This is a genomic window from Aquibacillus kalidii (genome assembly GCF_014280935.1).
Taxonomy (GTDB): Bacteria; Bacillota; Bacilli; order Bacillales; family Amphibacillaceae; genus Aquibacillus_D; species Aquibacillus_D kalidii.
Genome location: NZ_JACLZI010000056.1, coordinates 39,568 through 65,579, shown reverse-complemented (window position 1 = coordinate 65,579; position 26,012 = coordinate 39,568). Strand labels below are relative to the sequence as shown.

The 26,012-nt window shown below is 34.9% G+C and carries 27 protein-coding genes; 18 read left to right on the top strand and 9 right to left on the bottom strand.

The features are described 5' to 3' along the window. Window positions 1-10 precede the first annotated feature (10 nt). Window positions 11-1,294: a YheC/YheD family endospore coat-associated protein gene (locus H7K77_RS16070; protein ID WP_186579192.1), complete on the bottom strand. Its 1,284-nt coding sequence runs from the start codon at window positions 1,292-1,294 to the stop codon at window positions 11-13. A gap of 193 nt (window positions 1,295-1,487) precedes the next feature. Here H7K77_RS16070 and H7K77_RS16065 point away from each other — a divergent pair, with 193 nt between their 5' ends. From H7K77_RS16065 to H7K77_RS16030, 8 genes are all read left to right on the top strand, one after another. Beyond that, window positions 1,488-2,597, top strand: a complete 1,110-nt coding sequence (locus H7K77_RS16065) for a DUF445 family protein (protein ID WP_222599407.1) — start codon at window positions 1,488-1,490, stop codon at window positions 2,595-2,597. A gap of 65 nt (window positions 2,598-2,662) precedes the next feature. After that, window positions 2,663-3,019: a YlbF family regulator gene (locus tag H7K77_RS16060; protein ID WP_186579188.1), complete on the top strand. Its 357-nt coding sequence runs from the start codon at window positions 2,663-2,665 to the stop codon at window positions 3,017-3,019. 348 nt (window positions 3,020-3,367) lie between these two features. After that, window positions 3,368-4,597, top strand: coding sequence for a metallophosphoesterase family protein (locus tag H7K77_RS16055; RefSeq protein ID WP_186579186.1), 1,230 nt, complete (start codon window positions 3,368-3,370; stop codon window positions 4,595-4,597). Further along, window positions 4,597-7,563 (top strand): ATP-binding protein, encoded by a 2,967-nt coding sequence (locus H7K77_RS16050; RefSeq protein ID WP_186579184.1) that lies wholly within the window; start codon window positions 4,597-4,599, stop codon window positions 7,561-7,563. The genes H7K77_RS16055 and H7K77_RS16050 overlap by 1 nt, the downstream gene beginning before the upstream one ends. 94 nt (window positions 7,564-7,657) lie before the next feature. After that, window positions 7,658-8,218, top strand: a complete 561-nt coding sequence (locus tag H7K77_RS16045) for a GbsR/MarR family transcriptional regulator (RefSeq protein WP_186579182.1) — start codon at window positions 7,658-7,660, stop codon at window positions 8,216-8,218. A gap of 71 nt (window positions 8,219-8,289) precedes the next feature. Beyond that, window positions 8,290-9,234, top strand: coding sequence for a 3'-5' exoribonuclease YhaM (gene yhaM, locus H7K77_RS16040; protein WP_186579180.1), 945 nt, complete (start codon window positions 8,290-8,292; stop codon window positions 9,232-9,234). Between the two features lie 39 nt (window positions 9,235-9,273). Further along, window positions 9,274-10,542, top strand: coding sequence for an MDR family MFS transporter (locus H7K77_RS16035; protein WP_186579178.1), 1,269 nt, complete (start codon window positions 9,274-9,276; stop codon window positions 10,540-10,542). 61 nt (window positions 10,543-10,603) lie between these two features. After that, the gene (locus tag H7K77_RS16030; RefSeq protein WP_186579176.1) at window positions 10,604-10,807 is read left to right on the top strand and encodes a sporulation YhaL family protein; all 204 of its coding nucleotides are present in this window, start codon (window positions 10,604-10,606) and stop codon (window positions 10,805-10,807) included. A 116-nt stretch (window positions 10,808-10,923) separates the two neighbouring features. On the opposite strand, the gene H7K77_RS16025 is transcribed toward H7K77_RS16030, so the two are convergent. Continuing rightward, entirely contained in the window at window positions 10,924-11,835 is a 912-nt protein-coding gene (locus H7K77_RS16025; RefSeq protein WP_186579174.1) for a peptidylprolyl isomerase, read from the bottom strand. Between the two features lie 177 nt (window positions 11,836-12,012). Here H7K77_RS16025 and H7K77_RS21565 point away from each other — a divergent pair, with 177 nt between their 5' ends. After that, window positions 12,013-12,102, top strand: coding sequence for a YjcZ family sporulation protein (locus tag H7K77_RS21565; protein WP_186579172.1), 90 nt, complete (start codon window positions 12,013-12,015; stop codon window positions 12,100-12,102). An 87-nt stretch (window positions 12,103-12,189) separates the two neighbouring features. On the opposite strand, the gene H7K77_RS16015 is transcribed toward H7K77_RS21565, so the two are convergent. Both H7K77_RS16015 and H7K77_RS16010 read right to left on the bottom strand, forming a co-directional pair. After that, window positions 12,190-12,369: a hypothetical protein gene (locus H7K77_RS16015; RefSeq protein WP_186579170.1), complete on the bottom strand. Its 180-nt coding sequence runs from the start codon at window positions 12,367-12,369 to the stop codon at window positions 12,190-12,192. A gap of 107 nt (window positions 12,370-12,476) precedes the next feature. Further along, window positions 12,477-13,013, bottom strand: coding sequence for a DUF3267 domain-containing protein (locus tag H7K77_RS16010; protein ID WP_186579168.1), 537 nt, complete (start codon window positions 13,011-13,013; stop codon window positions 12,477-12,479). Window positions 13,014-13,283: 270 nt separating this feature from the next. On the opposite strand from H7K77_RS16010, the gene H7K77_RS16005 reads away from it, so the two are divergent. After that, window positions 13,284-13,622 carry a DUF1878 family protein gene (locus tag H7K77_RS16005; RefSeq protein ID WP_186579166.1) on the top strand — a complete coding sequence of 113 codons (339 nt, stop codon included), beginning with the start codon at window positions 13,284-13,286 and terminating at the stop codon, window positions 13,620-13,622. Between the two features lie 3 nt (window positions 13,623-13,625). On the opposite strand, the gene H7K77_RS16000 is transcribed toward H7K77_RS16005, so the two are convergent. Next, entirely contained in the window at window positions 13,626-14,144 is a 519-nt protein-coding gene (locus H7K77_RS16000) for a GbsR/MarR family transcriptional regulator (protein WP_186579164.1), read from the bottom strand. A 322-nt stretch (window positions 14,145-14,466) separates the two neighbouring features. On the opposite strand from H7K77_RS16000, the gene H7K77_RS15995 reads away from it, so the two are divergent. The 3 genes from H7K77_RS15995 to H7K77_RS15985 all read left to right on the top strand — a co-directional run bounded on the left by H7K77_RS15995 (window position 14,467) and on the right by H7K77_RS15985 (window position 17,497). Continuing rightward, window positions 14,467-15,663, top strand: coding sequence for a quaternary amine ABC transporter ATP-binding protein (locus H7K77_RS15995; RefSeq protein ID WP_186579162.1), 1,197 nt, complete (start codon window positions 14,467-14,469; stop codon window positions 15,661-15,663). After that, window positions 15,656-16,489, top strand: a complete 834-nt coding sequence (locus tag H7K77_RS15990) for an ABC transporter permease (RefSeq protein ID WP_186579160.1) — start codon at window positions 15,656-15,658, stop codon at window positions 16,487-16,489. Before H7K77_RS15995 ends, H7K77_RS15990 begins: the two co-directional genes overlap by 8 nt. 69 nt (window positions 16,490-16,558) lie before the next feature. Next, complete coding sequence (locus tag H7K77_RS15985; RefSeq protein WP_186579158.1) at window positions 16,559-17,497, top strand: glycine betaine ABC transporter substrate-binding protein; 939 nt, start codon at window positions 16,559-16,561, stop codon at window positions 17,495-17,497. Between the two features lie 225 nt (window positions 17,498-17,722). Here the strand turns inward: H7K77_RS15985 and H7K77_RS15980 are convergent, their stop codons facing one another. Then, window positions 17,723-18,088, bottom strand: a complete 366-nt coding sequence (locus H7K77_RS15980; protein ID WP_186579156.1) for a YtxH domain-containing protein — start codon at window positions 18,086-18,088, stop codon at window positions 17,723-17,725. Window positions 18,089-18,232: 144 nt separating this feature from the next. After that, complete coding sequence (locus tag H7K77_RS15975; protein WP_186579154.1) at window positions 18,233-18,664, bottom strand: HIT family protein; 432 nt, start codon at window positions 18,662-18,664, stop codon at window positions 18,233-18,235. A gap of 533 nt (window positions 18,665-19,197) precedes the next feature. On the opposite strand from H7K77_RS15975, the gene H7K77_RS15970 reads away from it, so the two are divergent. Genes H7K77_RS15970 through H7K77_RS15960 form a run of 3 tightly spaced genes read left to right on the top strand, consistent with a single transcriptional unit; the run spans window position 19,198 to window position 21,881 of the window. Next, window positions 19,198-19,944 carry an ABC transporter ATP-binding protein gene (locus H7K77_RS15970; RefSeq protein ID WP_186579152.1) on the top strand — a complete coding sequence of 249 codons (747 nt, stop codon included), beginning with the start codon at window positions 19,198-19,200 and terminating at the stop codon, window positions 19,942-19,944. Next, window positions 19,937-21,151, top strand: coding sequence for an ABC transporter permease (locus tag H7K77_RS15965; protein ID WP_186579150.1), 1,215 nt, complete (start codon window positions 19,937-19,939; stop codon window positions 21,149-21,151). The genes H7K77_RS15970 and H7K77_RS15965 overlap by 8 nt, the downstream gene beginning before the upstream one ends. Window positions 21,152-21,164: 13 nt before the next feature. Further along, the gene (locus H7K77_RS15960; RefSeq protein WP_186579148.1) at window positions 21,165-21,881 is read left to right on the top strand and encodes an EcsC family protein; all 717 of its coding nucleotides are present in this window, start codon (window positions 21,165-21,167) and stop codon (window positions 21,879-21,881) included. 529 nt (window positions 21,882-22,410) lie between these two features. Here H7K77_RS15960 and H7K77_RS15955 read toward each other — a convergent pair. Both H7K77_RS15955 and H7K77_RS15950 read right to left on the bottom strand, forming a co-directional pair. After that, window positions 22,411-23,580 (bottom strand): M20 metallopeptidase family protein, encoded by a 1,170-nt coding sequence (locus H7K77_RS15955; protein WP_328701142.1) that lies wholly within the window; start codon window positions 23,578-23,580, stop codon window positions 22,411-22,413. A 132-nt stretch (window positions 23,581-23,712) separates the two neighbouring features. After that, entirely contained in the window at window positions 23,713-24,156 is a 444-nt protein-coding gene (locus H7K77_RS15950) for a ferritin-like domain-containing protein (RefSeq protein WP_186579533.1), read from the bottom strand. Between the two features lie 235 nt (window positions 24,157-24,391). Between H7K77_RS15950 and H7K77_RS15945 the strand changes: the two genes are divergently transcribed. Further along, entirely contained in the window at window positions 24,392-25,042 is a 651-nt protein-coding gene (locus H7K77_RS15945; RefSeq protein WP_186579146.1) for a phosphatase PAP2 family protein, read from the top strand. 179 nt (window positions 25,043-25,221) lie between these two features. After that, complete coding sequence (liaF, locus tag H7K77_RS15940) at window positions 25,222-25,998, top strand: cell wall-active antibiotics response protein LiaF (protein ID WP_186579144.1); 777 nt, start codon at window positions 25,222-25,224, stop codon at window positions 25,996-25,998. Window positions 25,999-26,012 lie beyond the last annotated feature (14 nt).

The window sequence follows — 26,012 nt, the reverse complement described above, 5'->3', positions numbered from 1 at the left end:
ACACCTGAAGTTAGTTAAGTTTGTTCTTACGTAAATTGTGTAGATAAAATGCGTATTGAAAGGGATAACTCAATACATGGTTAGCTAATTTTTCGATACCAGGATGGTGATAAATACTAAATCCAGGCTTAGAATTCGCCTCGAATAGCCATATCTTTCCTTCTTGGTCAATTCCGAAGTCATAGCCTATTTCTCCAACGTTTTCCTCAAGTGCTTGTTCCAGCTTATAGCTTAGATCAACCGCTGTAGTACTAAGTTTATTCGTAATTCGTTTTGTCTCTTCTTTACTAAATAGCTCATCAACTAGGTGCAAACTACCTCCTCGTTGCACATGCGTTGTTAGACTTCCTTTGCCAGCAAATTTTGCACAGATAATGGTTACTTCCCAATTATTGCGATCATTTTTATTTACATGAACTCTAAAATCGATTGCACTATTTCTCTTTTTCAACAAAGGAATTTCTTCTTGTGCTACATAACCCTTTAAGCCATTTGGAAAGTGTTGAGTGAAAAAAGCGTCTATATTAATATAACGATTTACTTGTGGTTTTTCCTTAATGTAATAGTGACATTCCAGTTCTCCTGTATCTAGCTTACTACACTTTACAATACCCTCACCTCGGCTACCGTGAATCGGTTTAATATAAAGTCCATGCTGCTCAACTAGTGTAGCAATTTTTTTGTAGGAAGGGTGCAAAATGGTTTTAGGTAGTAGATAGGAACAATCAGGATTTTTCATTAAACGCTCGTAAATTTCCCATTTGTTAAAAAAGTTTTGGTTAAATAATGTTGCTTGTTTATTAAGTATCTTTTTTGCCTCGATTACATTTGGGTGGTGTTCTATCTTCCTGTTTGGAATGCGATTGTATATAACAGTTGGAATGGGAAGAGACTTACGTTGCCACTTGTTCTTGTTATAGTAATAAGCATAAATTTCTTTACTATTAGAGAAAATATGCTGATGACCAAAAAATACTGTTTGAAAGCCCATTTTATTTCCTGCTTGGGACATTTTTTCATATAATGAAGTACGTGGTCCTAATAATTCATTTTCTGAATCAAATCCCGCAATGAAAACACCTAATGTAAGTGGAATCCTACATGTGTTATCATGGATATGGATTGTCAATGATTTGTGTGTTGCAAGATTTATGGTTGATTTAAGTTTAGATGAAATAAATAAGGTTTTTGTATCTTTATGGTGTCCGAGACATTCAACTGGAGACTGATTAGGCCCGTATTGTATATATTTAACTTTGTGAAGTTGTTGAAAAACTTGATGTGGGACAATCATTCTTTTTTTGTTTCCGGGATAAAACTTGATATCAAAAGTGTATGTATTAATTGCTTGCCCCTCCTTTTGAAAGTACGTAGTGTCTATTTTTTATATGTATATGTCAATACTTTATAACTAATGACTAGCTATCCAAACAAGTGAATATAAGGAAAGGTAGATTTCAGTGACAGTTTTTTTAACTATTATAGTAATGATCATTATAGGCGCAATAATAGGTGGTGTAACCAATTCATTAGCTATCAAAATGCTATTTCGGCCTTATGAGCCAAAGTTTATCGGAAATTGGAAAATTCCCTTTACACCTGGGCTAATACCTAAACGAAGAGAAGAACTAGCAAAACAATTAGGGAAAATGGTTGTAGAACATTTGATAACAGCAGAGGGAATATCAAAAAAAATAAAACAAGAATCTTTTAGGCAACAAGTTTCAGAATGGGCACAGAATGAACTAGAAAAACAGTTGAATAAAGAGATACGACTGGAAGACTTTTTGAATCAGGTTGGTATAAACATAACAGAGAAACATCTGCGAGATAAACTAACAAAGTTGTCTAGTAATTACGTTCAGAAATATATGGTAGAGAACAAGGACCAACTGATTAGGGATGTCCTTGACGAACAGCTGATTGCTAAAGCAACAAGCGGTATAAACCAAATCGGGGATTACATTCAAGTTCAGTTAACAGCTGCGCTAGCAAGTGATGCGGCAAGGCAGAGGCTAAACAATTTGGTTAATAGTTATTTAGATGGTAAAGGCTTCTTCGGTAGTATGATCTCATCATTTATTGGAGAAGAAGGATTAGCTGACAAGGTGCAGCCAGTATTGGTTGATTATAGTAGGTCTAAGGAAGCCTCGCATTGGATAAATCAGATGGTGCAAACGGAGTGGAATCGCCTATTAGATCGACCGATTAGTGTGGTAGATGATAAACTTAATCGAGAAGTAATAGGGGATACAATAGGAAAAATTATTGCGACAAATGTACCTGTTGACGACATTTTAAATGGGCCTGTTAGTGAATTAGTTAATCCAATCAAACCTCAATTAGTTGACCAAATCCTACCGAACACAGTGGAGAAACTACTAACCGTGCTTGCCGATCGAATTGAGCCAATTTTAAACAATATTGGTCTAGAAGAAATTGTTGAAAAGGAAGTGAGTGGGTTTCCACTTCAGAGGGTTGAGCAGTTAGTATTAAATATCTCTAGGAAAGAGTTTAAGTTAATTACGTATTTAGGTGCGTTATTAGGTGGAATAATTGGGTTAATCCAAGGAATCCTTGTCGTATTAATTGGATAATTACAAATGGTTTGTTATAGTGGGTTGGAAGGAAATTAAAAGGAATTTATAGGAGGATTAATTTAATGGCTAATATTTATGATAGTGCATATGAGCTTGAGAAAGCAATTAGGAATAGTCAGGAGTTTCTTGAATTAAAGCAGGCATACGATAATGTAATGGGGGATGAAACTGCTAAGAAAATGTTTGAAAACTTCCGTGACACTCAGTTAGAACTTCAACAAAAGCAAATGCAAGGGCTAGAAATTACGGAAGAAGAAGTAGAAAAAGCGAAAAGTGTTGTAGAATTAGTTCAGCAACACGCTGAAATATCTAAATTAATGGAACAAGAGCAACGTTTAAATGTTTTAATTAATGATATTAGCAGAATCATTACAAAGCCATTAGAAGAGCTTTATGGAACACCAGAACAACAACAGTAACAAATAGAAGCACTCTATTACATACTGCTCAATGCATAAAAGGGTACCACTCTATGTGGTACCCTTTTATGCGTCCTAACAGAGTTCTTAGCTTATAGTATTAGTTTTGAAAACTAATTTTAGATAGCTAGTAATATGACTGTGAATGGAGAGAGAAGAACATGTTTTTCCATCGTGGTATGTTACATTCCATTTTGTGAAGTAGGATTTAAGTATTTTATCATGGTCGTTGCGCGTGAATAGTTGTTAAACTAGTAGTATTATTAAAAATCAAAAAATCGAACGTGCATTCGTCTTTTTGATTTGCTAAAATAGTAACAGATAATAGTTTATAGAGAGGGGTGTACTATGTACGAGCACGTTTCTTTCATTCATAGTGCAGATTTACATTTAGACAGTCCTTTTAAAGGGTTAAGTTACGTCCCTGAAGCGATTTTCCAAGAAGTCAAGGAAAGTACTTTTATATCATTAGAAAAACTTATCCGTGTAGCAATTGATAAAGAAGTAGACTTTGTTCTAATGACAGGCGATATTTTTGATAATGAAACACAAAGCATTAAGTCACTTACACGACTTGTTAAAGCTTTTAAAAAATTACAGGAAGAAGATATTCATGTTTATCTGTCTTATGGAAATCATGACCATGTAAATGGAAGACTATTTTCATTTGATTTTCCAGAAAATATTCATGTATTTGAAAGTGAACAGGTATCTCATTTCATTCATTATAAGCAAGGACAACCGGTGGCAACCATCTATGGATTTAGCTACCAGGAACGAGCTGTCTTAGCAAATAAAACTAAAGAGTATAAACGCGAAACAAATACCCCCTTTCATATCGGTATGTTGCATGGAAGTATAGCTAGTAATAAGGATCATGATGTTTATGCACCTTTTCAAATAAGTGAATTAGTAGACAAGAACTTTGATTATTGGGCACTTGGTCATATTCATAAACGTCAGGAGCTGAAGGAAAAACCACCTATCGTTTATCCAGGTAATCTTCAAGGTAGGTCAAAAAAAGAAACCGGTGAAAAAGGTTGCTATTATGTGGAGTTAACCCAAAGTAGTAGTTCGCTTGAATTTATACCGCTTCAGCATATAAGGTTCGAGGCAATAGAAGTAGATGCAAGTGAGTGTGGACAAATCCAAGAAGTTGGTGAGCTGCTTGAACAAGTTGTTCATCAAGCAAGCATTAATTTTCTTAAATGTATTTTAATGATTAATATTACGGTCAATGAGGAATTGGTGATGGGAGAACCATCCATTTTTGTGGAGGAACTTAGGGACTTGGTGAATGATACAGACCAAAAGCATTTATGGGCTATTGTTCAAACCATCACCTTAACAAAAAAAGTAAACTATAACAAGGATGAGTTAGCAAATGGTCAACATTTTATTGGAGAAGTCATTCGAGCCTTTGATGATAAACAGGACGGAAAGTATCTTCAACCATTACACATACATAGGCAGGCAAGAAAATTTTTGGAGCCTTTTACATCAGATGAAAGAAAATCAATAAATGAAGAAGCAGAAGAATTATTAGTAACTTGGCTGTTAGATAAGGAGGAGAGTTAATGAGGTTATTAAACGCCTATATTTACGGATTTGGGAAATGGCAAGATTATCAATTAGACTTTTCCAAAGCATCACTAACAGTCGTTTACGGTGAAAATGAGTCAGGGAAATCAACAATAAGGCAATTTATTATGTTTATGTTATTTGGGATGACACCTAAAAAAAGAGAATTTTATTTACCGAAAACAGGTGGTCGACTTGGTGGTACTTTAACAGTTTGGATGGAGGAAAAAGGACAGTTCACGATCGAGCGTATACATGATCGCCATAATGGGGAGGCAATTTGTTTTCAGTCAGATGGATCCGAGTACTCAGAAATCTGGCTAAAGGAACAGCTAGCGGGGCTAAACGAGCAAACCTTTTCATCTATATACTCATTTGATTCCAATGATTTGAACAGATTACATGCCATAAAGGAAAAAGAACTAGGAGATGTGTTGTTGGGAATCGGGATGACTGGTACTGATAAAATTAATCAGATTGAAAAAAGGTTAGAAAATCTAGTAAACGATTTATTTAAACCACAAGGAAAGAAGCCAATTATAAATAGGTTACTTGGTGACGCGGAGGATATTAATCGGAAAATTACGGAGTTAGCACTTAAGGAAAATGAATACGTAAACTTGAAACAGGCGAAATATGATTTAGATGAGCAGCTTTTAACAGTTCAATCAAAGTTAACTATGCTTAATAAGCAAAAGGAAAAAAATGAGAAGCGCATTCAGAATTACTCGGTTATTTCTGAATATATAAATGCAAAAAACGAACTAGATAAACTACCTGAAAATATTCCATTTCCAGAGCAAGGAATAGAACGGTATCAAAGGTTAAAGGAAAAAAGGTTACCATTACAAAGTGAATGGGCAGTACTAGACGACACGTATAATCGGTATCGGCAAGAGCTGAATAAATTGGCGGAAAGAAGGCTTAAAGACGGACTAGTTGAGGACATGAGAGAGTTATTTGGTGAATTTAATGATTACCAAGAAAAAAATAATTATTTATTTATTAAACAGGATATGAATCTATTAGAAAAAGAGCTAGAACAGGAAATTAACCAACTAAATATTGGATTAAATATGTACGAACTAGAAGGATTGACTTTTCCGTTTCATATTGAGGAAGAGTGGTCGTTATTAAAGCACGAATCAGAACAAATTCAAGCGGAAAAAGAAAAGCTAAATATTAACTTAGATGCTTCAACTATACAAATAGATGAACTAAACCAGGAAAAAAATACAATTGTTAATCGTTTAATGGAACATCACGAGTTGAACAAGCTAAAAGAACAGATCTCTCAAAATAGATACTATAGTACCCATCAGCAAGACAGTCAAAGCAGAAGCAAGATAGAACAACTAGCGCAAGACTGGAAAAAGAGAAAAAGATTATCTACACAATTTTTCTTCTTTAGTCTAACAGCACTTGTTGGTTTCCTTATTGTAACGGTCGTTACAGGGCAACTTGAGTGGTTAATAGTAGGGATAGCAGTAACCGGGATCGGCAGTGCTCAAAGAGGGGTAGTCGGATATTCCGCTAGAACCTTCGAAAACATTGTAAATACTCAACATCAGCAAAATGAGAATATTTCTCTTCTAAGTGGAGACCAATTGCATCATCTAGAGATGAAAGTAAGTGAGCAAGAACAGTTTCAAAAGAAAGTTAATCAGATTGATACAAGATTAAGTCAACTAAATGTCGAACTACTGAAACTAGAGGAACGAAGTGTTTTTTTAGTACAAAAAGAAGAAAGATATAAACAAAGAGTGTTGGATCATCTAGAAGACTATCCATTTTTAGATAAGGTAAATATTCAGTATTGGCCAAAATTATATCATCTATTAAGTCAGCTGCTTTCAAAATACAAAAGGTTAAGTGAGTATCGACAACGAAAGTTAGAGTACAATGAGAGAATGAAAAGTTTTGGGATAAAAGTTGATCAATTAACTTCTCAACTGGGGATAGATATTGTAGAAGATACGATTTTTTCTAAAATGGAACAAGTAAATGCTCTACTGCAAGAGCAAGAAAAGGACTTGGAAGACTGGAAAAAGACACAAGAAAGGGCTAAAGAAACGGCGGATAGAAAACGGAAAGTAGAAACAAAACTTCTACCTTATACGGAAGAAATCAATGAACTTTGGTCTGTAGCAAGTGTAAAAGATGAAGATAGCTTTCTAAAAGTAGGACAACTTAGGATAAAACAGATTGAATTACAGGAGCTAGTAAAGAAAAGCTATCAACAATTATTCGAAATGATAGGTAAGAATGAGTTGGAGCTTCTTGATCGTGATGGTATTTGGGATAAACTCCTTTTAGAACAACAATTGTCAGAACAACTAGCTGAAATAGAAAAGATAGAGACCTATCGAAAGAACATACAACAGCAATTATCTGATACAAAAGCCCATATCAAAACAATGGAGCAATCTGAAGATTATTCCTTGTTACAGCATCGATATGCATTAAAATTAGATGAATTGAGGCAGTATGCAAGACAGTGGGCTGTATATCAAACAGCAAAAGAGAAACTATTAGCAACTAAAAAGGTATATCAAAATAAATACCTCCCAAAAGTAATGAAGAGAACAACACATTACTTTAACAGACTTACAAGTGGTAAGTACTCATGTGTTTATCCTCCAATGGAAGGAAAGGCGTTGTATGTTGAAGCTAGTAATGGAAATAGATTTCAGGTAACGGAATTATCTCAAGGAACGAAAGATCAGTTATACATTTCCTTGCGTATTGCGTTAAGCGAAGTCATGAATCAGCATGATAAATCTCCATTTTTTATCGATGATGCATTTGTACATTTTGATGCCAATCGACAGAGGTCAATGTTATCTATATTAGATGATTTAGCGTTAACGCAGCAGGTGATTTTATTTACATGCCATGAAACTGTAAAGCAAATGGTTGATGATAGGAACAATCATACTACACAGGTTTGTATAACAGGTTAGCAAAACTGGTATGAAAATGATAAAATAAAAAGCATATTAAAAATATAGAAGACTAAGATTAACCAATAAGTTCTATGCGGTGGGGGGTGTAGCATTGCCAAAAAACGAATCAAATCATGAGTGGTCCAAACACGAAGAAATTGTAGATAAGTTTGTCCAAGTAATTGCTAAAAATATGAATCTATATGGCATACAACCCTCGGTAGGAAGGCTGTATGGTGCTTTGTATTTTAATGATGGGCCTATGACATTAGACGATATGCGTGATGCATTAGAGATGAGTAAAACGAGCATGTCAACAGGAGTACGAGCTTTGGCAGAAATGAGAATGGTTGAACCTGCTTTTAAAAAAGGTGTACGCAAGGATCTATATAAAGCAGATGATGACTGGTATAAATCATTTACATCTTTATTTGGAAACAGGTGGCGTCACCATACTGAATCAAATATTGATGAAGCCGAGGAAGCTATTCATGCATTAGAAGAAATAAAAGAAGAAACAGATAATGAAAAACTAACTGAAAAGATAGATTTAGATATAGAACGTCTACGATATGCTCAGAATTATTACAGTTGGTTAATGAGATTCATTCAAGTTGTGGAAACTGGTGAAATTTTTAATTTTGTACCAAAGCATGATTTAAACAAATCTTAAGGAACGGAAAACCCTTACTGCCCTTTAGGTCTCTTGTAAGGGTTTTTCGTAAGTAAAGGGGAGGGAATGAATTGAAAAAAGGGATAGCATTTTATAGTGTAGGAGAACAATTTGATTATTATATGTTGATAAAATCAGCTACTAAGGGAGTGGCTAGTAACGGTAAACCTTTTCTAACCCTAATTCTAAAGGACATAACAGGTGACATTGAAGCAAAGCTTTGGGACGCTTCAGTTGAAGATGAGGATTTATTTCAGGCGGAGAAATTAGTAAAAGTAACTGGTGATGTTAACCAATATAGAGGAAGACCCCAGTTAAAAATACAAACGATTCGGCCAGTTCAACCAACTGATGGTGTAAAGATATCTGACTTTATCGAAAAAGCACCAGTTGATAAAGAAGAGTTAATGAGCCGATTAACAGAGATTATATTTGAAATGAAGAATCCTAATCTTCAACGAATTGTAAGATACTTCATTAAAAAATACCAGGATGATCTTCTTCTTTACCCGGCTGCTGTCAAAAACCATCATGAATATGTTTCAGGACTTGCCTACCATGTTGTTTCAATGCTCAATTTAGCTAAAGAGTTAAAAAGTCTATATCCGGAGATTAACGGGGATTTACTATACGCGGGTGTCATACTGCATGACCTTGGGAAAATGAAAGAGTTGTCAGGTGTTGCTACTCCGTCTTATACATTAGAAGGAAAACTAATCGGTCATATCCCGATAATGGTTGAAGAAATAGGACATGCTGCTAAAGAATTAGAAATTGAAAGTGAAGAGGTCATGATACTCCAACATATGGTGCTTAGTCACCATGGTAAGTCGGAATGGGGAAGCCCTAAACCTCCAATGATTAGGGAAGCAGAGTTACTTCACTTAATAGATTTGATTGATGCAAAAATGAATATGTTAAATCGTGCACTGGATAAAGTGAAGCCTGGAGAATTTACCGAGCGGTTATTTGCCATGGATAATCGATCATTTTACAAACCAGTTTTTGACGAGTAAAGAAATGTATGAATACATCATGAACGGAGCGCAAACAAGATGAAATGGAAAGATTGGGATAGAAATCTAAGGATTCGCCTTTTTGGTGAAGGTACAATGAATTTTTTGTTTTGGTCATATTTCCCATTTATGACTATTTTTTTTGAAAAGTCGTTTGGGAAAGACAAGGCTGGACTATTACTAATAGTTTCACAAGCTTTTTCAGTAATAGCAAGTCTAGTAGGTGGGTATTGTGCAGATCGCTTTGGTAGAAAGCGTATGATGGTCATTTCAACCTTTGGACAATTTTTGACCTTTTTATTATTTGCATATGCAAATTCACCGTGGGAAAGTTCACCTATGCTAACCTTTATATCATTCTCTTTATTAGGGGTTTGGGGTGCACTATATTGGCCAGCATCGCATGCAATGGTTGCTGATGTCGTAAGTGAAAAACACCGAGCAGCTGTTTTTGCTGTTTTTTATACTTCGATCAATATAGCAGTAGTTGTTGGTCCTATTATTGGTAGTTTTGTTTTTAATAGTTATCGATTTGAAATGCTTTTAGCAGGTGCGCTCCTTACAGGTATTCTTACATTTATACTTCAAATCTTCTTAGGGGAGACTGCTACCTTTAAGGAGAAAGTAAAGGTAGAAAAACAGCCTTGGTATAAGGCTGTTTGGGATGAGTTAAGCGACTATCGGGTTATAGCTAAAGATAAGACATTCTTATTGTTTATTGTAGCAGGAGTTTTAGTTGCGCAAACTTTTATGCAATTAGATATTCTTATAGCCGTGTACACAAGTGCTGTCATAGAGAATCAAACATTATTGAATATAGGCGAATTACATTTTTCAGTAAGTGGTGAAACAGCATTTGCACTCATTTTAGCTGAAAATGGACTATTGGTTGCACTTTTTACAGTATATATCACACGTGTGATGACAAAATTTAAAGAACGATACGTCTTTATTGGATCAAGCATTATGTATGCTTTGGGAATTACCTTATATGGACTTACACAGAATATTTGGATGTTTATGGTGGCAATGGGTTTATTTACTATAGCGGAATTGATGGTTGTTGGAATACAAGAGAGCTTTGTTTCGAAGTTGTCTCCTAAGGAAATGAGGGGACAGTATTTCTCGGCAGCAAGTTTACGATTTACTGTTGGAAAACTAATCGCACCTCTAAGCTTAGTGTTAACAAGCTATTTATCCTATACAGTTGTTTTTCTTCTATTAGGAGTTTTTGCAGTCCTAAGTGCCTTAACCTACATGATTATGTTTCAAAAAATGGACCAAAAAATGAAAAGTATGCCATCTTAATCATAATCTCAAATGTCCAGCATATATTTTTAGCATAAGTGGACAAGGGAGGACGACAAAAATGATTTTAGGAATTCCATGGTGGGTCTACATGTTTATTTTATTTATCTTTTTGAGCGGTTACATGGCGTTCAGGGCAATGGTAGCCGAAAGAAAACTTGAAAAGCAGTATATTGAAACACAAGGACAAGTATATATGGAACGAATAGAGTATGCACGTAGCAAAAGAAAAGAAGAGGATGGGAAGGAGCCTATTTCCAGTTAACGACACTTAGGGGAGTATCTTTCAATCTGTAAACTTCATGTATTCAATTGTTCTAAATTAGAATAATGAGTGTAAAAAAACGGTCTGTTTTCAAATGAAAACAGACCGTTTTAACATTATTCCTTAGTAGAACCAGATTCCTTAGTAGAATCAGATTTTTCTGTTGTTTCTGCTTTTTGTTCAAACAAGTCTTTGAACTCATCGATCTTAACGTCGATTTTAGCATCATCTAGTAATTTTTGAACTTTTTCTTGTGCGACTGTAGTATCCACTTTGCTTTTAGCTATTTCATTACGTAACTTGTCTTTTACTTCATCAAATGGTTTAACATCTTCTACTTCCACACGATCAGTTACTTTGATGATGTGAAAACCGTGTTGAGATTTGACTGGCTCACTGACTTCTCCGACTTCTAAGTCATAAGCAGCATTTTCAAATTCAGGTACCATATCCCCAGCTCCGAATGTACCAAGATCTCCACCTTGAGCCGCAGACCCTGTATCAGTAGAATACTCTTCAGCTAGTTTAGCGAAATCTCCGCCTTCTTCTAATTTTTTCTTAACTTCTTTTGCCTTTTCTTCGTCAGCAACCAGAATATGACTAGCTACAAGATTTGTTTTAGAGTGTTCATAACGAGTTTTTAATTCTTCATCGGTTACTTCAACATCTTCAATCATTGCTTTCTCCTGAAGAAGATTCATACGTAGGTCTTCACGAAAGGCATCTTCATCTTTGTATCCACTTTGTTCTAAGATAGCTTCCCATTGTTCGCCGTATTGTTCTTTGTAAGTGTTAAATTGTTCATCAACTTCTTCATCCGTAACATCGTATTTATCTTCAAGAACGGTTGCAAGAACTAATTGTTGCAGTACTTGACTCCCACTTGTTGCTTTCAGTTCGTTATAGAAATCCTCTTTAGTAACATCTCCAGAACTGGTTTCCACAACAACTTCTGACTTTTCTTCAGAACAAGCTGATAGTGTAAGGACACCTGCTGCAATTGTTGCTGCAATAGCTAGTTTTTTCATTAATATAAACACTCCTAATCTTTGTTCTTTTACTTTTTGCCTCCCGTTGGAAGCTCTTGAAATAATATAACATAAAACGATAGGAAATGAATAGTCCAAGCTGTAAATTACTTACTTTTTACATAAATAGTCCACACGGAGTAATGAGGAAAGCATATTATAAAAAACAATTTGGAAGTGATAAATGGGTTCGCATATTCAGGCGGATTTGCTTTGATTGTTAAATTATTTGTTTTACGAATAATTTTTGGTGCAGCTTGGCTCTAAGTGAAAAACATTACTTAAAAAAAGGATGATAAAATGCTCAGGAAGCACTTTATCATCCTTTTTTAATGAAGAGATCTATTATGCGAGTTACGTATATAAAACCTCAATGTAGGAAGAAATAAGTAAGATTGTAATAAGTATATTTATCGTCCTAAATACATTTGGTTGTCGCTCTTTTGACATTTCTGTTTGTAAGCACAAGCGATGCGTTAATGTATTAAACAGAAACAAGATAAATAGTGAAAACAACACAAATACAATTGCCATAATGTGACCTCCTTATACCTATGAAACTACTTTAACAAAAAATACTAAACTTGAACAGTATATTCCTATCTAAAATCAAATGCACCCTATTGAAGGGTGCATTTCCATTACTGTACTAATATATCATATCCATCTCCTGCATTCTCGATGATACATTTTTTAGGTGCTTCTAATAAATGTTTCGTATAAAGGAAATCTGTAAAAGATAATCCGATATTGAAGGAAGTGAATATTAAAAAGTATACATAATAATCTGCAAATAAATAACTAGATATTAATCCGGGTATAGTTAGAAAAAGGGTTGGTGCTAATAATACAAAACATACCATGTTCTTTGACATTTTGGCTCGTGATAATAATGAAATATTCGGTATGAAACTATTTTTCATAGAACATTTAAATTTAATTCGTCTATTTACTAATAACAGTGGTAAAATATGCATGAGTTTATGCGCAAGTGGTAACAGTATTAAGCCAATTATCAATGGGAACATTCCATGATCTCTTATATCATGTGATTGATGAATGATTGAAAACGGTAGGTACAGAAATATAAAAGATAAAAGTAACATAATTAGTGAAAATAAATAAATCCGATTAATTCCTACTTGTCTGGTTACGTTTATCGTTTTCCAACAATTCATCGTGAATCCCCCTTACATAAAGGTGTCTATTTTTTTAAATGAATAAAGGAAAATATCCCTCAACGAATATAGTATTTTTTGTCCCAAAAATCAATAGGTTTTTGTAACTTTAATAAAAATTAAAGATTATTCGAATTCACAGCGAGTATAATAATGTAATTATAGATTGTGCTGCTGCTGTTTAAGAAGCTTTAAGATTGCAAGTTGTATCTAAAATAAATTACGATAAGCATGTCAATACAGATGATATGTAACAGGAGGGGCTTTCGAATGGGCTCTAGTGGAGATTTAGAAAATCTAAGACTAAAAATAGACTTATTACTACAAATTAGTGACATGGAGCAATATCCGTTTACAAAAATGTTGTTAGAAAATGAATTTTCTAAATTGGAGTATGAGCAATTAATAGCATTCTTAAACCACCTAAATGATAGTTATAAATCTCAAAAAGAGGAGGGTTTTTTGGATTATGAATGGTTACTACTGCACTTCGTTGGAATGTTAAACGAGAAGTTAGAACCGATTAAAACATTACATGCACTAAAAAAAGAAGGGTGTTATCCCTCCCTAGTTGAAGTGTTATTGAAAATACATGAAAGAAACACTTAATACTTAATCCATCTTTTTATTTTTTTTTGGATTAATTTCTCGAAATGCATTCTCAATCTTTTGGTGAAAGGTTATCAACTCTTCTATTCTTTCAGAAAGTATGTTGATTTCTTTATTTTTTTCTTCGGTTTTCTTATAATACTTACTTTCTTCCATCAATAATTTTTCGATTTCTTGTAAAGAGTGCTTTTGTCTAGTTGTCTCATTAATCCATTTATTTATATATGATGTCATAAACTTCCGGTATAAATTTTCATCTGCTTTGTATAAGTCCTTCCTTACACCTTTCTTCCATACTCTTTCAACTAAATGTAAATCTACCAATGTACGAATCCCCGTACTAACCGATGTCTTACTTTTCCCTATGGATTCACTCATTTCATCTAAAGTCATCGGTTTTCCTTCTAAATAAAGAATGGCAAATAATCTAGCTTCGGATGGAGAAATAGCAAACATCTCGACAGTTTTCGCGAATTCCACAATAAGTAGGTTGTTTATATTTTCTAATTGATCTTTTGACATAATTCCCTCCCCAGAATCCGATTATAAGAATACATTACACTAATTAATAAAAGAATTAAAATAGCTGATATTATACAAAAATCGAGTATTTTGGAGTAAATAAAAGGATAACTAACTAAAAGTTTATACAGTTTAAACTGTACGTAAAATATGAACGAAATTGAAGGTTCTTACCGTTTGAATTATATGTTGGGAAAAGGATATAGTATAAAAGATAAAGTTACTTGTTACACTTTGTTTTTGTTTATGGTTAGTTGAACCGTTTAATAACGCGTTTATAAAAATAAGTGTATGAAACATATGAAGTAAAGAGGTGAAGGTAGTGCCGATTATTAAAGTAGATGGTTTATCGAAGGTTTTTGGAAAAAACTGGAAAGAAGCACTTCGGCTCCTTGGAACGGGTAAGACGAAGGAAGAAATTTTAAAAGAGACTGGTGCAACTGTAGGTGTTAATAGAGCATCATTTGAAGTGGAACAAGGAGAAGTATTTGTAATAATGGGTTTATCAGGGAGTGGTAAATCAACATTAGTTCGGTTATTAAACCGTTTAATTGAGCCAACTGAAGGTAGTGTTTTTGTTGATGGGGAAGATTTAGCTAAAGTCGACAAAAACAAACTAAGACAAGTTCGCAGACAAAAGTTGAGTATGGTTTTTCAGAAGTTTGCATTATTTCCACATCGTACGATTCTGGAGAACACCGAGTTTGGGTTAGAAATTCAAGGGATTGATAAGGAAACTAGAAGCAAGAAAGCTCAAGAGTCCCTGGAACTGGTTGGACTTGGAAGTTATATTCATCAATATCCTGGACAACTATCTGGTGGGATGCAACAGCGTGTTGGATTAGCAAGAGCACTAGCTAATGATCCAGAAGTGTTATTAATGGACGAAGCATTTTCCGCGCTTGATCCACTTATTCGTAAGGATATGCAAGATGAGTTATTAGATTTACAAGAATCAATGAAAAAGACAATCATCTTCATCACACATGATTTAGACGAGGCGTTAAGAATTGGGGACAGAATAGCACTAATGAAAGATGGTTCTATTGTACAAATTGGTACCCCTGAAGAAATACTTGTTAATCCTGCTAATGAATATGTAGAAAAATTTGTTGAAGATGTGGATCGTTCAAAAGTGTTGACAGCAGAACATATAATGAAACGTCCTGAAACCGTTAATATGGAGAAACATGGACCAAGAGTTGCATTAGAACGTATGAAAGAAGAAGGTCTTTCTAGTATCTATGTGACTGACGGTAAGCGTAACTTGAAAGGTTATATAACAGCAGAGGATGCGTCGGATGCTCGGAAAAACGACATACGTGATATTAAAGAGATTTTAAAAACGGATGTACCGACAGTTTCAAAAGACACACCAATGCATGATATTTTTGAAGTGATTCATAACTCACCAGTCCCAATTGCAGTTGTAGAGGATGGTAAGTTGTATGGAATAATAGTTAGAGGTGCTGTATTAGCAGCATTAGCTGGTGAAGGTGAGGTGAACATAAATGCTTGATTTTGCACCTAAGATACCTATTGCAGAATTTATTAGTGATTTAACTGATACTATAACGGATATGTTTGCATTTTTATTTGACCCTATTAAAAATCAATTCGGAGACTTTATGGAGTGGGGAGCAGATTTACTCGCTTCTATACCAGCAGTCATAGTCATATTAGTAGTTGCAGTTCTTGCATTCTTTATTAGTGGTAAAAGATTTGGACTTTCTATATTCTCAATAATTGGCCTATGGCTAGTTTATAACCAAGGAATGTGGGAAGACTTGATGTTTACATTTACTTTAGTACTAGCATCGAGTTTATTGTCTGTAATTATTGGAGTGCCAATCGGTATATTAATGTCAAAGAGTAAAACTGCTGAAACAATTTTAACTCCTATATTAGATTTTATGCAGACAATGCCTGCATTTGTGTATTTAATTCCTGCTGTTGCGTTTTTCAGTATTGGAATGGTACCTGGTATTTTTGCATCTTTAATCTTTGCTACACCACCAACGGTAAGATTTACGAACCTAGGTATCAGACAAGTATCTAGAGAACTAGTGGAAGCGTCTGAGGCTTTTGGAAGTACTGGTTCGCAAAAGTTATTTAAAGTGGAATTACCGATGGCGAAGAAAACAATTATGGCTGGAATCAACCAAACAGTAATGTTATCTCTTTCCATGGTTGTAATTGCATCTATGATTGGAGCACCAGGTTTAGGAAGACAGGTATTGTCAGCTCTTCAACGTGCTCAGGTAGGTACAGGGTTTGTAGCCGGTATTGGGATCGTTATTTTGGCAATCATAATTGACCGTTTTACTCAAAATCTTAATAAGTAAACCAGTGGGAAACTTTTCATTTGAAAAGTTAATATAAAATAAAATTAAGGAAAAGGGGAGTATCTATTTATGCTAAAAGAACTTAATTTAAAAAAGTTAGGTATCGCTGCAGGACTTTCACTAACACTAATTGCTGCAGGTTGCGGTAGTTCTGATGAAGAAACAGAAGAAAATACAGGATCAGAGGGTGGCGAGGAAGCTGCTACTAACTATGGAGAAGAAATGGGTTACGAAATTACTGGTATTGAACCAGGATCAGGAGTTGTAAGCTCTGCTGAGACTGCAATTGAAGATTATGAAAATCTAGCTGGTTGGGAAGTTGTAACATCTTCAAGTGGAGCAATGGCAACAGCTCTAGGAGAAGCAATTGATAATGAAGAACCTATTATTGTAACTGGTTGGACTCCGCACTGGAAATTTGCAAAATATGATCTAAAGTATTTAGAAGATCCTAAAGGTGTATTTGGAGAGGCAGAGGAAATTAAAACAATGGTTCGTAAAGGTTTAGAAGATGAAAAGCCTAATGCATACAAACTTTTAGATCAATTTGCGTGGGAAACTTCTGATATGGAAAGTATTATGTTAAATATACAAGATGGCGCTACACCTGAAGAAGCTGCTGCAACTTGGGTAGAGGAAAATGCTGACAAAGTTGCTACATGGACTGAAGGTGTTGAAGATGTAGACGGTGAAGAAGTCGAATTAGTATATGTTGAATGGGACTCTGAAGTTGCTTCTACTCATGTTGTTGCAGAGGTTATGAAACAAAAAGGATTTGATGTAAAAGTTACTCCACTTGACAATGCTGTTATGTGGCAAACTGTAGCTGATGGAGAAGCTGATGGTATGGTAGCAGCTTGGTTGCCAGCTACACACGAAGCGCAATTTGCAGAATACGGAGATGCTGTTGTAGATTTAGGTGCTAACTTAGAAGGTGCTAAAATCGGTCTAGTTGTTCCAAAATATATGGATGTGGATTCAATCGAAGATCTACAGTCAGCTGAATAATAAGCATAATATCTAAAAAAACCATGACATGTTAACGTGTCGTGGTTTTTTTACTTTTAAAGGGAGTCCAAAGACTTTGGGGTAAATCGAGGATACGGAAGAAAAAAATCATTCACTAACCACACCGTATTTTTACATTCCATTATAGAAAAAAGATACTTGTCTTAACATTTTGAGAATAAAAATAAAGAACCCTGTCCATGAATAAAGGGTTCTCATTTGTTATTATTGTTGTTGATTGTTATTTGTCTTCTCTTCTAATTCCTTAAGACTTTGTTCAATTTGTGATAAGTACTTTTGAATATTTCTCTGATGGGGTTCCACTGTTTTTTTCCATGTCTCAATTGACTCTTTAACATCTACAGATAGGTCCTTTATTAAAGCAGCACCTTCTTTTGATGTTTGCGCAATTTGTTCTTTCAGGTTAAAACCATCAGATTTAAGTTTATTTACTGACTCAACTACTTTTTCACCTTTTTCTTTTGCATCATTACGAAGTTCCTTGCCCGATACTGGAGTACTAAGTAATGTTACTGCAGCACTAACGACTCCACCTGCTAAAATACCAAGTAGTAATGACTTGCCATTCATCGCTTACACTCCTTTCTGCCTCCATTATACTATTTTCTCATTTGTTGTAGTGATAAACTTTAATTTTGTAAAAAAATATTTTCAATTTGTTAGTGCAATGCTTTTATCCTATTAGAATATGCCCGCTAAAGAATCTTTGGTTTGTTATTTTACTTTAGTACCAATATCATCTGCAATTTTTGCTAAATCATCTTGATTGTACTGGTCATTGTTTGTCTTCCAGACTGCACCAAACCCATCACCTTTTCCATAACGAGGGATTAAATGAATATGTAGATGAAAGACAGATTGTCCTGCTTCTTCTCCGTTGTTGTTTAGAATGTTTATTCCGACAGGGTTATAAGCTTCTTTGATAGCGTTAGCCACTTTAGGTGCACGCTTAAAAAGCTCACTCGCGACGTCTTCTGGGGTTTCATAAATATCCTTTGCATGTATTTTAGGGATTATTAGGGTGTGGCCTTTCGTTACTTGGCTTATATCCAAAAATGCATATACATGTTCATCCTCATAAACTTTTGCAGAGGGTATTTCACCATTAGCAATTTTGCAAAAGATACAATCTGTTTTTGTTGTCATGCTATCACTCCTTATTTCGTATAATTATATTGTATAAATAATATTCCTTTTATGTAAAGTAAAGGATGTTTTTTAGATAAAAAAACAAGCGGGTTGATCCCAATAGAGAGACGGTTTCTCTCCTTGGGACAACCCGCTGCCTGAAGGAGTCGGATTAGGATCATCTTACACTTGTAATGCAGAACCAGGGGAATGATTCAGGTTTATCAAGTATTAGCTCTTTCGTCAACACCTCATTTGACTTAAAGAATGTTGTCCAATTTGAAAGTTCTAGCTACAAGTTGTCGTTCACAGACACCCCATTTACTAGGATTTCTTTCTTTTGGAAAAGCTTAATGATATTGTGCTTTCACTGACACCTCATTTCGTGGATTAACCAACTTAATGACTGTGAGTAAAAGTAAATCCTAACTCCTTCCTCCGTAGTATGGACAAGAAATTAACTCCTTATACACAGTATATTTTTGGCAAAGTGAAGGTAAAATGGTAAAATTTGAATCAGTTCAGATCTAAAAACTAGGAGGAATATTAAATTGGATCCTTTATTACATATTGAAAATTTAGAGGGTGGATATACACATAAAAATGTTTTACATGGAATATCATTTGACGTATATCCAAATGAGATAGTCGGTTTAATTGGTTTAAATGGTGCTGGTAAAAGTACCACAATTAAGCACATAATTGGCTTATTACAGGCTAAAAAAGGGACTGTTTCGATAGAAGGGAAAACAATTAAAGATTCAATGGAAGCATATCGAGGCAAGTTTGCTTATATTCCAGAGATGCCGTTACTATATGACGAATTAACATTATATGAGCATTTACGTTTGACTGCAATGGCATATAATTTATCGGAAGAAACATTTAAGAAGAGATTAGACCCACTATTGAAAGAATTTCGTCTTGAAAAGAAACTAAAATGGTTTCCAATTCATTTTTCCAAAGGAATGCGTCAAAAAGTAATGATCATGTGTGCTTTTTTAGTAGAGCCTTCTCTCTACATCGTGGACGAGCCATTTGTTGGACTCGATCCATTAGGTATTCAATCCTATTTACAATGGATGAATGAAATGAAAGAGAAGGGGGCTGGGGTTTTAATGTCGACACACATACTGGCAACTGCAGAACGGTATTGTGATCGTTTTGTGATTTTACATGACGGTAAAGTACGAGCTAAAGGAACGTTAGAAGAGCTTCGTGCCGATTTTAATATGCCTCAGGCCACACTAGATGATCTCTATGTTCAACTTACAAAGGAAGAAGATAGCCATGTTTAATGCACATCAATTCTTTATGGAACGATTCTCCTCTCATTTAAAAGAGACTAGTCGTTATCTAAGATATATATTTACAGGTCATATTGTTATAGCAATGATGTTCATGGTTTCTGCACTAGCCTATTATTATCAACGATGGTTAGCTGAAATTCCTGAAGATTTTCCGACAGCTATGATTATTGGAGTAGCGTTTGGATTAGTAGCAAGCTATAGTCCTGTTCGTACAATGTTAAAGGAACCTGATTTGGTTTTCTTATTGCCAGCAGAAAACAAGATGGGGCCATATTTCCGTAATACGCTCATTTATAGTTTTGTCATACAGCTCTATATGTTAATGCTAGTAGCGGCTGCTTTAGGTCCTTTATATTTTGCCTCGTACCCATATCGTTCAGGAAAGAGTTACCTACTTGTTATTCTTGTTTTATTCATTTTAAAAATATGGAATTTATTAGCGAATTGGTGGATGCTTAAAATAAGGGAACCACGGAGTCGTTGGACCGATCAATTTATACGTTTGTTATTGAATATCGTAGTATTTTACTTTTTTGTACAAGGAGAGCTAGTCTTAGCAGGAATTGTCACACTCTTATTATTTGGTATATTTGTGTACAACTATTACTTATCTAAGCAGCATGCAACGATCGTATGGGATTTACTTGTAGAGAAAGATCAAATGCGAATGCGTACATTTTACAGGATTGCAAATATGTTTACGGATGTGCCTCAGCTAAAAGTACAAATAAAGAAAAGGCATGGGCTAGTTAGCCTTGCAATTAGAAATATCCCATTTAAAAAAGAAAACTCATTCGATTATTTATACCGTATAACCTCTATCAGAAGTGGCGATTACTTAGGGATGTACACGCGACTAATCGCAATTGGAGGATTGGCTATCTATTCTGTACCAAATACTTGGGTGAAAATGGCATTTGCATTTTTGTTCCTATATTTAAGTGCATTTCAACTGATGACACTTTGGCAACATCACCGTACAATTGCTTGGTTAGATCTTTATCCATTAGCTAAAGAATTAAGACAAAGAGCCTTGCTATCATGGTTAATGAGGTTAATGATAGTGCAAACATTTATTTTTGGTCTTCTTTTTTTAATTAATTGGAACCTCTTAGGGCTCACAATCGTATGGTTGGGTGGTATGGTGTTCAGTTATTTATTTACCCAAGGCTATGTAAAAAAACGATTAATATAAAAGGAGTCATCTCATGCTTGAAGGTTACGAACAGAGAGTACTTCATGATGCAGAACGTTATGTAAGATCAACCAGAAAAAAATCTTCTTTAATAAAACGTTCTTCAAAAAAAATTCAGACCAAAATTAACACAACGATCCCTGAAAAAGTTCATACGATTGTAACTGAAAGTATAAAAAAAATGATTGAATTAGCGCTTTATTCCTCAGAATATATTCGTCCAGTCAATGTAGATACTTACTGGAGTTTGGAAAGAAAAGAGAAGTTGATTAAGGAACGATTAAACCAATACAAACAAACGGCGATGATTGAAGGGGCAGGTACAGGAGCGGGTGGGATCATGCTTGGGCTTGCTGACTTTCCACTTTTATTAAGTATAAAAATGAAACTTCTTTTCGATGTAGGTCAAATTTATGGATATAATGTGAAAGAATATGAGGAGCGAATGTACTTATTACATGTATTTTTGTTTGCTTTTTCTAGTGATGATAATCAAAAAGAAGTTCTACAAACGTTACTAGACTGGGAAAGTAATCGGGTGGATGGCAAAGATATTGATTGGAAGACCCTTCAACTGGAATACCGTGATTCTATTGACTTTGTGAAAATGATGCAGCTTATCCCTGGGCTAGGTGTTGTTGTAGGTGCAATTGCAAACAGGAAACTGCTTGATCAATTGGCAGAAGCGGCCATGAACATGTACCGTATTCGGATATTGGATTCGAAGTGAGCAGTGTTATATAAAAAAAGGGAGGGAAAACTCATAAACGAGTTTTCCTCCCTTTTCACTAAAGATTCCATAAGAAGAAATAACTTGGATTCTGTACTACAAAATTTCCATAGAATCACCAGTAAGTGGAGACGTTGATTTCCGCTCCGCGCAGTTGCTCTCCGTGGCCAACGCCTCAGCCTCCTCGGTCGCAAAGAACGCTCCCTGTGTGGTCTTCAGCTGTTACTTTTCCCACAGGAGTCAACTGCCTCCGCTACAATCAACAAAACAATAGTGAAAAAAACTCTAACTTAATTAGTTTTACACTAAAATACTTGACGATCATTTTATTTCATGATTGGAAGTCTGTCTAAGTGTAGGCAGAATACGGAAAGCGGAGTATTCTGCCGGAACGAGTTCAAGCACACATCCAAAGGTTCTAATAAGTTACTGGAGAGTTTCTCTCTACTGTATAACAAGCCTGTAAAAATCAATTTCAATAAAAAAACTGCCGGTGGGAGAAATTATTCTAGCACTGACAGTTTTTTGATTATTTTTCTTGATATAAAAAGGCAGTTTGCATTAATGTTTTGGCAGCTAAGACCATTGCTCGCTCATCAAAGTCAAATTTAGGATGATGGTGCGGATAGAACTGGCCGTCTTTTTGTGCACCAGTAAAAAAGAATGCTCCAGGTTTCTTTAAAAGATAATATGAAAAGTCTTCACCTGTCATACTCGGAACAACTTCTTCTGCTTTTGTTATACCTTCAATTTGTTCGGCAGCTGTCAGAATTAATGCAGCTTCATCCGGATGATTAACAACTGGAGGATATCCCTTTTCATAATTAAATTCGTAGGTAGCATCGTTAGTAACACAGGTTCCTTTGATCACTTTTTCCATTTCTACAATAATTTGATCCTGTAACTCAGGGTCAAACGTACGAACCGTTCCTGTCAGTGTTGCAGTATCTGCTATAATGTTAAATGTATTCCCTGCTTGGAAGCTTCCTATTGTTAGCACAGCAGTTGCTAAGGGATCAATCCTTCTGCTAACAATTTGCTGTAAGTTAGTTACTAGTTGTGATCCGATCACGATAGCATCTCTAGTCTGATGTGGCATTGCACCATGTCCGCCTTTACCCTGAATCGTAATCGAAAATCTATCGGCTCCAGCCATGAATTCCTTTGGTGAGGTTTGCACAACACCATAAGGAGTATTCGTCCATAAATGCGTACCAAATACGACATCAACATCATCCAGTACACCAGTTTCCACGATAGACTTTGCGCCCCCAGGTGCAAGTTCTTCCGCGTGCTGATGAACAAATACATATGTACCTTGGAGTTCCTGTTGATGTTTTTTCATAATTTTGGCAATCGTAAGTAAGGTTGTAGTGTGTCCGTCATGACCACATGCATGCATAACACCATCTACCGTTGATTTATAGGGCACATCTTTTTCATCTTGAATTGGTAGACCATCGAAGTCAGCCCGTAATGCTATTGTTTTACCGGGTTTAGCACCTTTTAAGGTAGCAACAACACCATTTCCACCTACATGTTCTCGGTAGGGAATATCAAGTTTGTGGTATTGATCAGCAATAAATTTAGCTGTTTTATCTTCTTGAAAGGAAAGTTCCGGGTGTTGGTGTAAATATCTTCGCATCTCTACCATTTCATCGTAATAATCTTCAACTTCATTTAGAATATGCTCTCTCAAACTTAACTCTCCCCCTATGAATTTTCTTTAAAGTATATCATAACAACTTGAAATAGTCCGTTGTTAGGGTTTGATAAGCTCATCGAATAAAAAAAGAGTACCTTGTTAATCAACAAGGTACTCTGTAAGGCCTTAGTTAAAGAAGGTAGAGTCTGCTAGTAAGCGATCAGCCTCTTCTTTATGACCCGTTTCGTCAGCAATCATATCCTCCAGTTTAACAACAAGCTCTGTTAATCCTAGTTGCTCTGCTTGTTGTTTTCTTTTTTCATAACGGTTGATGGTATCTTGTTCTGCATTTCTTGTCTCCTCTAACATTTCTTTTACATTTGTTAATTGTTTTACTTTTGCTGGTGTCGTTGTTGGGGTTCCACCTAACGTTTTAATTTTGTTAGATAGGTATAATGCGTGTCCGATTTCATCGTTAATCTCATCCTCGAAGAAAGGTTTTAGGATGGAGCGGTATAATCCAGACACCACAGAAGCGTTATAAGTGTACATAATTGTTGCGGCGTATTCATTTGCCAAATCTTCATTTAACCCTTCAATTAATTCCTGTAATTCGTCATTATTTTTCATTTGTCTTACATTGTTAGCCATCATAACCATCCTTTCTGTATGTTTTAACCTATATTAGTTATATTCCCATTTGTTAATAATCTAAACTTTTTGCTTATTTTTGTCTTATTTCTTGCTGAATTTGGTTGAAGTTTATTAGTAAAATTTTGTATTATATTTATCTATAACAAATATAATAAATTGGTTGGAATAGTTGATAAAACTTGCTATATATCCGAAAGAGGTGTTATCTAATATGAAATTGAAGACTAAATATTTCTATTCTTCCTTTTTTTTAATAGCTTTGATAAGTAGTGGGTTATTAACGATACGTATTATTCAGGGAGAGACTCCTGTTATTGATGTTTGGTCTGCACCAGCTGTAGCAAGCATAGAAAATTCTGTTACGTTTGATATTTTTAGATGGATTACAGAATTAGGATCTGGGAGCTTCTTAACGCCATTCACTATATTCTTTTCCTTTTTTATGTGGAGATACTCAAAAAAATGGTTACCACCAGTTATGATATTTTCAGGAATCTTATTGGGGTATAGAGTTAATCATTGGATTAAATTGATAGTGGAAAGAGAAAGGCCAAGGATTTTTGCAGAGGCAGAAGGGGTTGGATATAGTTTTCCATCGGGGCATGCAATGGTAGCGATAATAGCATATGGCTTATTTCTTTACTTTCTAACAAAATATACTGCTTCACGTAAAGCGGTTTTATGGATAAATATAATTGGTATTGCTTTGATACTTCTCATAGGCTTCAGCCGATATGTTATCCAAGTTCACTACCTTACAGATGTCCTTGCTGGTTACATGTTTGGTTACATGTTTTTAATGATATGGATTGGTATCTATCATCTTATAAATTCATTTTTAAAAAATACATCTCCGTCTTAGGGCGGAGGCGAAACCATTCTGTCGGTCGTTAAAGATCGACAGTTTTTTATTTAAAATGAATGTAAGATAAAGTATAGTTAAATCGTTAGAAGAGATAAAAGAAAAGAATTCTATGATAGAGGAATTATACCTAGTTTATTAGAATATTAAATATGAAGTATATGTAAAGGGTGAATACAATGAAAAAGAATAGCTTCTTTAGAAACACAGCTGCTATTATCATTATTTTATTAGGAATTGTATTAGTACTTACTAATGTCGGGGTTGTTACTTGGGAATTTACAGAAGCCTGGCTTTATATTTATCCCGCGTTTTTTGTCATATTAGGCCTTAAATGGATGATTGATGGGCTAAGAGGAAATGGCGGTTTGTCATCGGGATCTTTCTTAGTCATTTTTGGAACGTTGTTATTATTAGATCGTTTTAACCTTTTAAATTTTACTTTTTGGGATATTTTCAAGCTTTGGCCGCTACTTATTGTTTACTTAGGATTTAGCATTTTTGGATCCTCAAGTAGACGTCATAAAAAGAAGGCATTCCAATTCATATTTGATTCCAATGATAGTGTTGAAAAAGGTAAAATGAAGGTAAAAAAACATAAATTTGCTGTTGGTGATCACAAATTTAATAGTCCGAATTGGAAAGTGGAACCTATGGATATATGGAATGCTGTTGGGGATTATCATATTGACTTTACAAAGGCTTTTATTCCAGATAAGGAAATTCCAATTCATATCCAAGGATGGGCAGGAGATATTCGGGTGCTAATGCCTGAGAATGTAGAGTTTGCACTTGAAGCACATGTTAAAGCAGGAGATATTAATGTATTTGGTGAAAATGCAGATGGAATTAATCGAGAATTAACCTATGTAACACCTAATTATCAATCTGCAACAAGAAAATTAAATATATACCTAAACTTAAAAGCGGGTTCTATAAGAGTAGACAAAGTATAAAAGGGGGAAAGCAT